The organism is Labrenzia sp. ATLA3, assembly GCF_057180185.1.
Genome location: NZ_JBXUKV010000001.1, coordinates 771,180 through 784,032, shown reverse-complemented (window position 1 = coordinate 784,032; position 12,853 = coordinate 771,180). Strand labels below are relative to the sequence as shown.

Genomic DNA, 12,853 nt, shown 5'->3' with positions numbered 1-12,853 from the left:
GTGCGGGCATCTTTCATCCCTCCATTCCTTTTGCCGGTACCTGACTGCCGATAGGCACGCGACGCGTTTATGCTGCAATATTTCCTGAAACGCCTTCTGTCCCTCGGGCTCAGCCTCGTGGCTGCGTCGGTGGTGATCTTCCTGGCTCTGGAAGTGGTGCCGGGGGACCCGGCGTCCTACATGCTTGGCCTCAACGCCCAGGAAGACACACTGGCCGCGCTGCGCCAGGAGTTGGGCCTCGGCGGCAGCATTCTCGAGCGCTACACAGCCTGGGCAGGTGGACTTCTGGTCGGCGATTTCGGAACGTCCTACACCTATCGCACGCCGGTTGCCGGCATGATCGCCGACCGGCTGTGGGTGTCCTTGCCGCTGGCGCTCTATGCATTGGTTCTAAGCACGTTGATCGCCTTTCCGGCCGGCATCTGGGCCGCCTCTCGCCGAGGCTCCCATGCCGATGGCGCCGTCATGGGTGTCACGCAGCTCGGCATTGCCATTCCCAATTTCTGGTTTGCGATGCTGATGGTGCTGGTCTTTGCCATCAATCTGCGCTGGTTTTCCGCCGGCGGTTTTCCGGGGTGGGACGCAGGCTTCTTCGTTGCCCTGAAAGCACTTACCTTGCCGGCGATTGCGCTCGCGCTGCCACAGGCGAGCATCCTGACACGTGTCATGCGCTCCAGCTTGCTCGACACGCTCGGGGAGGATTTCATCCGTACCGCCCGGGCCAAGGGGCTGAGCAAGGGACAAGCGCTCTGGCGCCATGCTGTGCGCAATGCGCTCATTCCGGTGCTGACGATCCTCGGGCTGCAATTCTCCTTCCTGCTGGCAGGCGCCATCATCATCGAAAACGTCTTCTTCCTGCCAGGCCTTGGCAGACTGGTCTTTCAGTCAATCAGCGCGCGCGATATTATCGTGGTCGAGAGTGTCGTGATGCTGCTGGTCTTTGCGGTCATCGTAGTCAACTTCGCTGTCGACATGACGTATGCCTGGGTCGATCCGAGATTGAGGAGGCGTCGTTGATGGCCCTCCTGTTCCGCAGTAGAACCCTGCTTCCAGGTGCCGTGTTGACGCTGCTGTTCACGCTCGCAGCGCTGATCAGTCTTGTGTGGGTGCCATACGACACGACGGTGGTGGACATCGCCAACCGAATGAAGCCGCCAAGCTGGCTCCATCCCTTTGGCACCGATCAGTTCGGCCGCGACATTCTCAGCATGATCATGGTCGGCGCCCGAACCTCCATCGCCGTCGCGCTGGTGGCCGTCGGCATCGGCATGGCCGTCGGCGTGCCGCTTGGTCTGGCTGCTGCTGCCAGAAAAGGCGGCCTGATGGACGAGATCATCATGCGCGCCAATGATCTGGTGTTTGCGTTCCCAAGCCTTCTCATTGCGGTCATGATCACCGCCGTCTTCGGGGCATCGGCACTCAACGCCATCATCGCCATCGGCATCTTCAACATCCCGGTCTTTGCTCGCCTGACGCGGGGCGCCGCGCTGTCACTTTGGAACCGGGAGTACATTCTGGCAGCCCGGGTGGCAGGCAAGGGCTCGGCGCGCATCTCGGTGGAACACATCCTTCCGAATGTCGCCAATCTTCTGATCGTTCAGGGCACGATCCAGTTTTCGCTCGGCATTCTGGCCGAGGCAGGTCTGAGCTACGTGGGTCTCGGTGCACAGCCTCCCACGGCAAGCTGGGGCCGAATGCTGGCTGACAGCCAGACGATGATATCGCTTGCGCCCCATCTGGCGCTGTTCCCGGGCCTTGCCATCCTGATGACCGTGCTCGGGCTGAACCTGCTGGGCGACGGCCTGCGCGACAGTCTCGACCCGAAACTCAGGAGAGCCCGGACATGACCCTCTCCGAAACCGGCCTCCTTTCCATCCGGGACCTGTCGCTTTCCATTCATGGTCTGCCGATCCTCAAAGACGTCTCCATGGACGTGGCACCGGGGCGCATTCTGGGCGTGATCGGCGAGAGCGGATCTGGCAAGTCGATCACGGCCTTTTCCGTGCTGCAACTGTTGCCCGGCGGTTCGACTTGCAATGGGTCAATCACCCTGTTGGGCAAGGACATCCTCTCGCTGAGCGAAGCCGAAATGTGTGGCCTGCGCGGGCGGGATGTTGGCATGGTCTTTCAGGAGCCGATGACCGCGCTCAACCCGCTGAAGACCATCGGCGCTCAGGTTGAGGAGACGATCCTGATCCACGAGCGCGTTTCCAAAGCCGAAGCGATGGCGCGAGCAGCCGATGCCTTGCATCGGGCGGAGCTGCCGCAGGAGCGGTTCCCGCTCAGCCGGTATCCGCATGAACTCTCCGGCGGTCAGCGGCAGAGAGTGGTCATCGCCATGGCGATTGCGCTCAGGCCCAAACTCCTGATTGCCGATGAACCAACCACGGCGCTGGATGTCACCACCCAGGCGCAGATCCTGGATCTTCTGAAGCGTCTTGTCGCCGAGGACGGCATGGGCCTGATGCTGATCAGCCATGATCTCGCCGTCGTGGCCGACCTTGCCGACGATCTGGTTATAATGCGCCAGGGGGAGGTGGTGGAAAGCGGCCCGGCAAAAGCGCTTTTCGGCAATCTGCAACACCCTTATTCGCGCGCGCTGCTGGAAGCTTCGGCCCACGTGCCGGACCGCAGCCACGAAATGCTGGAGCAGCCGCTGCTGCAGGTTTGTGATGTCGTGCGCGATTATACCGGGCACACGCACGGCTGGTGGGGCAAGACCACGCAGTTTCGCGCCGTTGACGGGGTCAGCTTCGAGATCCGCAAAGGCGAAAGCCTTGGTCTTGTCGGCGAATCCGGTTGCGGAAAATCGACGCTTACGCGGGCGATCCTCGGCCTTGAGGAGGTGCAGGGCGGCGAGATCCTGTTCGATGGTCTGCCGGTCTTCACCCATCACCATGCAAATCAGATCGTGCGCCGGCGCATGCAGGTGGTGTTTCAGGACCCCTATGGCAGCTTCAATCCGCGTTGGAAGGTGGAGCGGTTGATCACCGAACCGTTCCATCTCATGTCAAATCCACCGCGTGGTGCCGAGCGCGACAGGGCCGTTGCGGAAGCTCTTGAAAGCGTTGGCCTGAGCGCGGCCGATGCCAACAAGTACATTCACGAATTTTCCGGCGGCCAGCGCCAGCGCATCGCAATTGCACGCGCGCTGATCATCAGGCCGGACCTGATCATTCTGGATGAAGCGGTGTCGGCGCTTGATGTATCTGTCCGTGCCCAGGTGCTCGATCTTCTGGCGGATCTGGCCGACAGGTTCGGCCTGACCTACCTCTTCATCAGCCACGATCTCAGCGTGGTCCGCTCGATCACGGATCGGGTGCTGGTGATGAAATCGGGCAAGATCGTTGAGGAAGGTCCGACCAACACCGTCTTTGACCAGCCCAACCACCCATACACACAACAACTTGTTGCCGCCGCGCCGGTTCTGCCGGCCGGTATCGCTTGAGGGAGAAGCCCATGACCCAGCACCTGGACCTTTGGTTCGATCCGGCCAAGTGCCTGATCGGCGGAAAATGGGTGGCCCCTGCGGGAGGAGGCGAACTGCCGCTGAACGATCCATCGACCGGAGCACGCATCGGGGCCATTGCCCGCGGCGGAGCGGCGGACATTGATGCGGCGGTCGCGGCGGCGGAAGCTGCCATGGCAGGAGAGTGGGGCCGGACAAACGCTGCCGAGCGCGGTCGGTTCCTGTTTCGCCTGCGTGAGCTGGTACTGGAAAAGGTCGACCATCTGGCTCGGATCGAGTCCATCGACGTCGGCAAGCCGCTGAAACAGGCCCGCGCCGATGCCGTGGCGCTTGCCCGGTATCTGGAATTTTATGGCGGCGCCGCCGACAAGCTCCATGGCGAAACCATTCCCTATCTCGATGGCTACACGGTTTACACCTTGCGCGAACCGCATGGCGTGACGGGACATATCGTGCCGTGGAACTACCCGATGCAGATCATCGGCCGATCTGTCGGCGCTGCCCTGGCAACAGGAAACGCGTGCGTTTTGAAACCGGCGGAAGACGCCTGCCTGACGGCACTCGCCTTTGCGGATCTTGCCCGTCAGGCCGGTTTGCCAGAGGGGGCGTTGAACGTGGTTCCGGGGCTCGGGTCCGAAGCCGGTGCAGCTCTGACAGCTCATCCCCGCGTTCACCACATTTCCTTCACCGGATCGGTCGCAACCGGTGTTCAGGTGCAGACGGCAGCAGCCAAAAATGTTGTGCCGGTCACACTGGAGCTCGGCGGCAAGTCGCCTCAGCTTGTGTTCGAAGATGCCGATCTGGACGCAGCCCTGCCGTTTCTGGTCAACGCGGGCATCCAGAACGCGGGCCAGACCTGCTCGGCGTCCTCGCGCATTCTGGTGCAAAGGTCTGTCGTTGATCAGGTTACCGAACGCATGGCGGCTCGTTACGGTTCCCTGAAGGTTGGACCAGCGCTGAACGATCTCGACGTTGGGCCGCTGATCTCGTCAAAGCAGAAGGGCATCGTTTCCAGCTTTCTGGACCGGGGTGCGGATCTTCAAAAGGTGGCAGAAGGTGTGCTGCAGGATGCACCTGACGGCGGCAACTATGTCTGCCCGACCCTATTTGCCGGCGTTTCACCCGGCCACGTGCTGGCCCGGGACGAGATCTTCGGTCCGGTGCAGGTGATCATTCCCTTTGACGACGAGGACGAAGCCATCGCCATTGCCAATGGCACGGACTACGGCCTGGTCGCGAGCCTTTGGACCCGCGACGGAGCGCGCCAGATGCGGCTCGCCAAAAAGATCCGCACAGGCCAGGTCTTCATCAACAATTACGGCGCCGGTGGCGGTGTCGAGCTGCCGTTCGGGGGCATGGGCAAATCCGGTCACGGCCGGGAAAAAGGCTTTGAGGCCCTCTACGGCTTCACCACTCTGAAGACCGTGGCGGCGTTTCACGGGTAGGAGCCGGGATGCTCCGCTTTGTTGTGCGGCAAAAGAACGATGAAATGTAGCTCCCCGATCCCGGCTCGCGCTTCGTTTGGCCGGGATGACGCCGGAGAGCATGGAACCAAGATCGGGAGGTTTGCATGAGACTTGAAGGAAAGAAGGCGATTGTCACTGGCGGGGCCTCGGGCTTTGGCGCTGGTATCGTGCGCAAGTTCGCTGCAGAAGGCGCCAAGGTGATGGTCGCCGACCTGAACCTGGAGCTTGCCGAGGAAATTGCCTCCGAAGTCGGCGGCCTGGCCATCAAGGCGGACGTCTCCAGCAATGACAGTGTCAGCCACATGGCTGACGTTGCCTCGTCTCTGCTCGGCAGCGTCGACATTCTGGTCAACAATGCGGGCATCACGCATCTCCCCAAGCCGATGCAGGAGGTCACGGAAGAAGAATTCGACCGGGTCATGGCAGTCAATTGCAAATCGGTCTATCTGACGGCGAAGCACTTCGTCCCGGCCATGACGGAAGCCGGCAAGGGCGCGATCCTGAATGTGGCCTCCACCGCAGGCCTCAGCCCGCGTCCTCGGCTCAACTGGTACAACGCCTCCAAGGGATGGATGATCACCGCGACGAAGACAATGGCCGTGGAACTGGCCCCTTCGGGTGTGCGGGTGAATGCAATCTGCCCGGTGGCCGGTGAAACGCCGCTGCTGAAAAGCTTCATGGGGGAAGACACGCCCGAAATGCGTGCCAAGTTCCTGTCTACCATTCCCATCGGCCGCTTTTCCACGCCGGAAGACATGGGCAACGCGGCCTGTTTCCTGTGCTCGGACGAGGCAGGCATGATCACGGGCGTCGCGATGGAAGTCGACGGCGGGCGCTGCATCTGAGCATTGATCAGCCTTGGCAGAGTCACGTATCAGACAGGTCTGGACAGACTACGCGACGATGAGACGGCTGAGGAGACGGCGAAGATGAAGCGATACACCGGTGGCTGCCTGTGCGGGAATGTCAGGTTCGTGGCGGAAGGCGATCCCTACCGGGTCGGCCTGTGCCACTGTCTCGACTGCCGCAAGCATCACGGGGCATTGTTCCATGCCTCAGCCGTCTTTCCGCAGGACGCTGTAAGTCACGAGGGGGAAACGGGCGAGTACCAGAGGCGGTCCTTCTGTCCGCGGTGCGGGTCGTCCGTTTTCTCGCAAACGGGCGATGAAACCGAGGTGCATCTTGGCGCGCTCGATGCACCCGACCAGTTGAAGCCAACCTACGAACTCTGGACCATCCGCCGCGAAACCTGGTTGCCGGAGTTTCCGCTTTCCGCGCACTACGAACGGGACCGGGAAAATGAGGGCCGCGAGGAGTAGGGCGCGCGGCTAGCCCAGTGACGTCCGCGCACCCCTCGGGTTTCCAGCCGGTAGCCCGTCACAAGATCCTAGGTCTCCTCATTTCCGGAGCAGTCGCGTTTTCAAGAGGTGTTGGCGCGATCAAACCGGGGCTCAATGCGAGTTTGAGAGTGATCTGACCTCTGGATCAGTGCTGCGCTTGTCCCGAGAGCCAGCTGCCGGAACGGCGATGCCGGCAAGATTTCGGGCCCGCTGATTACCGATATATGTTTGGGCGACCGGCAACGTTTTTCTGGTCCGGAGTGATGAAGGTGAGCGGATTCGACCTTCCTGGCCTCGCTTCTGAACCCTGTCGAACAAATTTTTCTCACGTTTAATTTCAGGTGAAAGTTGCTGAAATCGCTCGTGATTTCTACGTATGAAATGAATGCATTCAAAAAAATGAAACGTTTCATATTGACGTCCCAATTTGGCCGTGCTTTCAATTATCGAACCTGATAGCGCCCTTGGAATGGCGTGAGAGGTGCAGCCTTTTTGGGAGGAAAATCATGAAGTTATTGAAAATCGCTGCTGCGGCGGCGACAGGCCTCGCTTTGCTTGGTGGAACCGCTCTCGCTGACGAAAAGCCGGTGGTTGGTCTGATCATGAAATCGTTGGCCAACGAGTTCTTTCAGAACATGATGGTAGGTGCCGAAGAGCACCAGAAGCGCCGTGGCGACTACGAACTCAAGGCCGTCGGCATGCAGAACGAGACCGACTTTGAATCTCAGATCAACGCGGTCGAAAATTTCATCACCCAGGATGTCGACGCCATTGTGGTCGCTCCGGCTGATAGCCGTGCCATGGTCCGTCCACTGAAAAAGGCGATGGAAGCCGGTATCGTCGTGGTCAACTTCGACGTGGCGCTTGATGAGGAAGCCAAGAAGCAGCAGGGCGTCGAGCTGGCCTTCGTCGGTCCGGACAACCGGGGCGGCGCCAAGCTTGCAGGCGATGCACTGGGCAAGAAGCTGGGTGAGGGCGGCAAGGTCGTCATCATCGAGGGCAACCCGGGTGCGGACAACGCCACCCAGCGCCGTCTGGGCTTTGAGGATTCCGTTGCCGAATACAAGCTCGACCTTCTCGACAGCCGGACCGCGCATTGGGAAACCGAAGAAGCCAACCAGGTGTTCGCCACAATGCTGACAGCTCATCCCGACATCCAGGGCGTCATGGCAGCCAATGACTCCATGGCCATCGGTGTCGTGAAGGCACTGGAAAGCGCCGGTCGCACCGACATCGAAGTGGTCGGTTTCGACAACATTCCCGCTGTCGGCCCGATGATCGAAGACGGCAGGATGCTGGCAACCGTCGACCAGTTCGGCACCGAAATGGCGGCCAACGCCATCGATATGGCGCTCGACGTGGTTTCGACCGGTGAACCGCTGCAAGGTTGGGTCAAGACCCCGATTGAATTGGTGACTGTGAAGTAAGCAGTCTCAAGAAGGCTCCCGCCCGGTCAGCTTCAGGGCGGGAGCTGTTTATCCATTAAAGAACGACTGGACGCATCATGGCAGCAGCATCGCTTGCCGCAGCGCCCGCTGCTGCACCGGACCGCGCTTTCCTGACGGTCGAGGGTCTGAAGAAGCACTTCGGTGGCGTCAAGGCGCTGGACGGAGTTAGCTTTTCCCTGGACGAAGGCGAGGTTCATGCGCTCGTTGGGGAAAACGGCGCGGGCAAATCGACCCTCATCAAGATCCTTTCCGGCGTGTTTCCCTACGATGCGGGGCAGATTGTCCTGGCGGGCGAGCCTTATCGTCCTTCGAGCCCGCATGATGCCAAGGATCATGGCGTGCAGGTGGTTCATCAGGAATTCAACCTGCTGGAACATCTCTCCATCGCCGAAAACATCTCCATCGAGCAATTGCCGAAGAACAGCTTTGGTCTTCTGGACCGCAAGGAAATGAACCGGCGTGCCCGCAAGGCCCTGGACGCAATCGGCCTGACGGATGTGGACGTTACCGCGCCGGTGAGCGCGCTTGGAATTGCCCATCGCCAACTTGTCGAAATCGCGCGGGCACTGCAGTCGAAAAGCCGGATCCTGATCCTGGACGAACCGACCGCGACCCTGACGGAACGCGAGACCAAACGTCTGTTCGACATCGTCGCCGGCATCAAGGCGGACGGGGTCACGGTGGTCTTCGTCTCGCACCATCTCGATGAAGTCTTTGCCATCTGCGACCGTGTCACGGTGTTCCGAAACGGCAAGACCATTGCGACCGATCTCATCAGCGAGACCACGCCGGAAGGTGTCGTTCAGCGGATGGTGGGGCGCAAACTGGCCGCCGAGCAGCATGAGCACCCCGAGGGCCACGTTGTGGGCGCAAGCGCGCTGCGGCTGGAAAACCTTGTGACCTCCGCAAATCCCGGAAACTCGGGAATTTCGCTTGATTTGCGCTACGGCGAGATTGTCGGAATTTCCGGACTTGTCGGCGCCGGACGAACGGAAATCCTGCGCGGCATCTTCGGCATTGATCCGCCCCGGTCCGGAAAGATCTTTCGCGATGGTACGGAAGTTCGTTTCAAAGGCCCGCGCGATGCCATCGCGGCCGGGATTGGATTTGTCACGGAAGACCGCAAGGATGAAGGTCTCATTCTGGGTATGCCCATTGCCGCGAATATCTCGCTGGCCAATATGGGATCCGTTTCCCGTTCGGGGCTCTTGAAACTGGCCGAAGAAACGCGCCAGGCCATTGCAGGCGCAGCCCGGCTGACCCTCAAGTACGGCCGCACTTCGGACCCCGCGTCGAGCCTGTCCGGCGGCAACCAGCAGAAGGTTGTTCTGGCCAAATGGCTGGCGCGCAATCCGAAGGTTCTGCTGCTCGACGAGCCCACACGCGGTGTCGACGTTGGCGCCAAGGCGGAAATCTACGCCATTCTGAAGGACCTGGCGCGCGAAGGCGTGGCCCTGCTTGTGGTCTCTTCGGAAATGCCGGAGCTGATGACGCTGGCTGACCGCATTCTGGTGCTTGCCGAACACGAGATCCAGGGCGAAGTGAAACGCCCCGACTTCTCAGAAGAAAACATCCTGAAACTGGCCTATGGGCAAACGCCGGGCGCCGGGGAAAACGATAGATGACAACCGAAACCTTGAGTGAAACGGCTGCTGCGGCACCGAAGTTCTCCATCCGGACGGTGCTGCACAATGCCGGTATCGGTCTGGCTCTGCTGGCGCTGATCGTCTTTTTCTCGCTCTTCACCGAGCACTTTCTGACGCCAAACAACATCACCAACATCCTGACCCAGATCACCATCAATCTGGTGCTGGCCGTCGGCATGACCTTCGTCATCCTGATTGGCGGTATCGATCTGTCCGTCGGGTCTGTGATGGCATTTGCTGCCGTTGTGGCCGGCAAGGCGATTACCTTGCCCGGCTTCGGACCGGCGGAAGCCATTGCGCTTGCCATTGTCGCGGCCACGCTGACAGGTGTCTTCTGCGGCTTTCTCAACGGTGCCATCAGTGCCTACTGGTCGCTGCCGTCCTTCATCATCACGCTCGGCATGCTGAACATTGCCCGTGGCGCGGCGCTGCAGGTGTCCGAGGCGCAGACCATCTATTCCTTCCCCTTTGCCTTCGAGGAATTCGGGTCCGCCATGATCTACGGCGTGCCGGTGGTGTTCCTGGTGGCGTTGGTTCTGGTCTTCATTGCCTGGTTCGTGCTGAATTTCACGGTCTTCGGCCGCCTGATCTACGGCATCGGCAACAACGAGGAAGCCGTCCGGCTGGCCGGTCATTCGGTGGCCCGCTACAAGATCGCGGCCTTCACCATCTGCGGACTGACGGCCGGAATCGCGGCCGTGGTCTATATGGCGCGTCTCAACATCGCCAGCCCGATTGCCGGCATCGGTTTTGAACTCAACGCCATCGCAGCGGTCATCATCGGCGGTACCAGCCTCAGCGGCGGACGGGGATCGGTCATCGGCACGCTGCTCGGCGCCTTTATCATCGGTGTTCTCGCCAATGGTCTCATCCTGATCGGCCTCAGCGACTTCATGCGCCAGATGATCACCGGCGTCGTCATTATCGTTGCTGTTATCCTCGACTACTACCGTGCAAAGTACACCGCCAAATGAAACGCACAGCCCTGCTGAACCGCCACCTGAGTGCGCTTGTCGCCTCTCTCGGGCATATGGATGAAATCGTGGTCGCCGATGCAGGCTTGCCTGTGCCTGCCGGTGTGGACGTCATCGACCTTGCCATCACGCCGGGCGTGCCAACCTTCCGTGAGCTGCTCGCCGCGCTGCAATCCGAACTCGTCATCGAGGGGGCCGTCTGGGCTGAGGAAGCCTCTGACGACCTGTCGTCGCTGATGCAGCGCGAGGTAGACTTCTGGGCGTCGGAAACGGGCAAGGAGATCGCCGTTTCAAGGCTGTCGCACGAAGCGTTCAAACAGCGGACGCAAAAGGCCAGGGCCGTGATCCGCACTGGCGAGGTTACCCCCTACGCCAACATCATTCTCATCAGCGGAGTAGCGTTTTGACGTCCGTTACCGTTGTCGGCAGCATCAATATCGATCTCACCAGCTATCTCGACCGCTGGCCAAGGATCGGAGAGACCATTTCCGTTCGCGAAACCGTCACGTCACTGGGCGGGAAGGGGGCAAATCAGGCTGTCGCTGCCGCCCGGCTGGGTGCGAATGTGAATTTCATCGGGGCCGTCGGCAAAGATGGTTTTGGGGCGGAAGCTGCCGCAGCTTTGAGGCCCGAAGGGGTTATGACCCTGCTGGAGGAATTGCCGGACACCGCAACTGGCCTCGCCTTCATCGATGTTGGCCCGGATGGGCAGAACATGATCCGGCTTTCCGCAGGTGCCAACGGCCGGTTGTCGCCCGATACTGTGTCTAAACATGCAGATATCCTGGGTCAAAGCCGTGTTCTGCTGCTTCAGAATGAAATCGGCCTGGAAACGTCGCTGGCAGCTGCGCGGCTGGCGCACCAGGCCGGTGCGCTGGTGATCATGGATCCGGCACCGGCCCCCGAGCCTGCCTGGTCTGCAGAGGTGCTGACCGCGTTCGACATTCTGACGCCAAATGCGGGCGAGGCCGGTGGTCTGCTGGGAACGGAACCTCGAACACTGGCAGATGCACGAGAGGCAGCCGATGCCCTGCGGACCATTGGTCTGCGCGGCGCCATCGTCACGATGGGAGCGGACGGTGTGGCCTGGTCCATCGACGGCAGCGCCGGTGCCTTGCCGGCCCCAAAGGTGCACAGCATCGATACGGTTGCCGCCGGGGATTGTTTCAATGGCGCATTCGCGGCGCGGATCGCCATGAAAAAGCCGATTGAAGAAGCGATTGCGTTCGCCATGCAGGCGGCAGCCCTGGCGACCACCCGCAAGGGAGCCGCCGCATCCCTGCCACGTCTGGACGAGCTGGAGGCATTCCCCGTTCAGCGCATCGCCTGAATGAATTCAAATGCTTGATCCTGTCATCGAGGAGTGGTTCAAGGTAGGCATCGCCTGGGGCGCGGGGAGACACGCAAAACATGCCAACAATCAAAGACGTCGCACGCAAAGCCGGTGTGTCGGTTGGTACTGTCTCGCGCGTTCTGTCCAAGAATGAATCCGTCAAGCAACCGCTGAAGGAACGTGTGCTCGCGGCAATGCAGGAGTTGGACTACAAACCCAACCTTGCCGCAAGGGCACTGCGCACCAACAGCATCGACGTGATCGGCCTTGTGGTGCCGGATATCACCAATCCGTTCTTTTCCCAGCTCGCCAAGAACATTGAAATGGAGGCCGCCAAACGGGGGCACTCGGTGATGCTGGCGAACTCCCACGATGATGCGGACGCCGAGCAGACACAGATTGCGGCACTGCTCGACAGGGCCGTGTGCGGGGTCATCGTCGTGGCGACCTCCGACGGCGGCCAGACACACAAGGCCGATGTTCCGATCGTCTCGCTCGACCGCCGGTTCGGACCCTATCCGCTGGTCGCGACCGATCATTTCGACGGTTCGGCCAGGATTGCCGACCACCTGGTTGGCCTGGGGCATCGCCGCATCGCCTATATCGCCGGCCCGCAATCCATGGAGGTTGCCCGCCAGCGGCAGGAAGGTTTCGTTGCCCGGATCAAGGCTTTGTCGACGCCAGACGATCCAATCACGCTCACCGTTCACGAAGGCCATTTCGACTACGACAGCGGTGAGGACATCGGCCGGGAAATCCTGAAGGACCCCTCAAGGGAGACACGCCCCACCGCCATCGCCGCCGCCAGCGACCAGCAGGCCATCGGCGTTCTGCGTTGTGCGCGCGACCTGAAGATCGCCATTCCGGCGGATCTGTCCGTCACCGGCTTCGATGATATTGCGCTCGCGGCTCTCGTTGTCCCGCGTCTCACCACCTTGCGTCAGCCAATCGAACGGCTGGCAGGGTCTGCGGTTGAACGGATCTTTGCAAGGGAAGCTGCGGCCGACGAGGCGATTGCAGGGGAGATCGTGGTGCGGGAATCGACGGGGACAGTCTCTTCTTCCTGATACGAGACTGAGTGTTGCCAACCTGCGTCCACAAGGCATGATAACCAATTGGCAGAGCTCTATCGGCATTTGTTTCAAGCTTGAAATTTTAGGCTTGAAATAAAAATCTC

Annotated in this window: 12 protein-coding genes; all 12 read left to right on the top strand. The window is 60.7% G+C overall.

The annotated features are described in order from the left end of the window. The first annotated feature begins 69 nt into the window (after positions 1-69). A complete protein-coding gene (locus AC2A6O_RS03520; protein WP_498925746.1) occupies positions 70-1,017 on the top strand; it encodes an ABC transporter permease in 948 nt (315 codons plus the stop codon). Continuing rightward, entirely contained in the window at positions 1,017-1,847 is an 831-nt protein-coding gene (locus AC2A6O_RS03515) for an ABC transporter permease (protein ID WP_498925745.1), read from the top strand. Before AC2A6O_RS03520 ends, AC2A6O_RS03515 begins: the two co-directional genes overlap by 1 nt. Next, positions 1,844-3,448: an ABC transporter ATP-binding protein gene (locus tag AC2A6O_RS03510; RefSeq protein ID WP_498925744.1), complete on the top strand. Its 1,605-nt coding sequence runs from the start codon at positions 1,844-1,846 to the stop codon at positions 3,446-3,448. The genes AC2A6O_RS03515 and AC2A6O_RS03510 overlap by 4 nt, the downstream gene beginning before the upstream one ends. Positions 3,449-3,459: 11 nt before the next feature. After that, complete coding sequence (locus AC2A6O_RS03505; RefSeq protein WP_498925743.1) at positions 3,460-4,914, top strand: aldehyde dehydrogenase family protein; 1,455 nt, start codon at positions 3,460-3,462, stop codon at positions 4,912-4,914. Between the two features lie 125 nt (positions 4,915-5,039). Further along, entirely contained in the window at positions 5,040-5,780 is a 741-nt protein-coding gene (locus AC2A6O_RS03500; RefSeq protein ID WP_498925742.1) for an SDR family oxidoreductase, read from the top strand. Between the two features lie 84 nt (positions 5,781-5,864). Beyond that, a complete protein-coding gene (locus AC2A6O_RS03495; RefSeq protein WP_498925741.1) occupies positions 5,865-6,254 on the top strand; it encodes a GFA family protein in 390 nt (129 codons plus the stop codon). Positions 6,255-6,781: 527 nt separating this feature from the next. Next, positions 6,782-7,702 carry a sugar ABC transporter substrate-binding protein gene (locus AC2A6O_RS03490; protein ID WP_148584439.1) on the top strand — a complete coding sequence of 307 codons (921 nt, stop codon included), beginning with the start codon at positions 6,782-6,784 and terminating at the stop codon, positions 7,700-7,702. A 77-nt stretch (positions 7,703-7,779) separates the two neighbouring features. After that, complete coding sequence (locus tag AC2A6O_RS03485) at positions 7,780-9,348, top strand: sugar ABC transporter ATP-binding protein (RefSeq protein ID WP_498925740.1); 1,569 nt, start codon at positions 7,780-7,782, stop codon at positions 9,346-9,348. Beyond that, positions 9,345-10,343, top strand: a complete 999-nt coding sequence (locus tag AC2A6O_RS03480) for an ABC transporter permease (RefSeq protein ID WP_148584437.1) — start codon at positions 9,345-9,347, stop codon at positions 10,341-10,343. Before AC2A6O_RS03485 ends, AC2A6O_RS03480 begins: the two co-directional genes overlap by 4 nt. Further along, a complete protein-coding gene (gene rbsD, locus AC2A6O_RS03475; RefSeq protein WP_148584436.1) occupies positions 10,340-10,750 on the top strand; it encodes a D-ribose pyranase in 411 nt (136 codons plus the stop codon). Before AC2A6O_RS03480 ends, rbsD begins: the two co-directional genes overlap by 4 nt. Then, entirely contained in the window at positions 10,747-11,673 is a 927-nt protein-coding gene (rbsK, locus tag AC2A6O_RS03470) for a ribokinase (protein ID WP_498925739.1), read from the top strand. Before rbsD ends, rbsK begins: the two co-directional genes overlap by 4 nt. Before the next feature lie 80 nt (positions 11,674-11,753). Beyond that, the gene (locus AC2A6O_RS03465) at positions 11,754-12,743 is read left to right on the top strand and encodes a LacI family DNA-binding transcriptional regulator (protein ID WP_498925738.1); all 990 of its coding nucleotides are present in this window, start codon (positions 11,754-11,756) and stop codon (positions 12,741-12,743) included. The last annotated feature ends 110 nt before the right edge of the window (positions 12,744-12,853 follow it).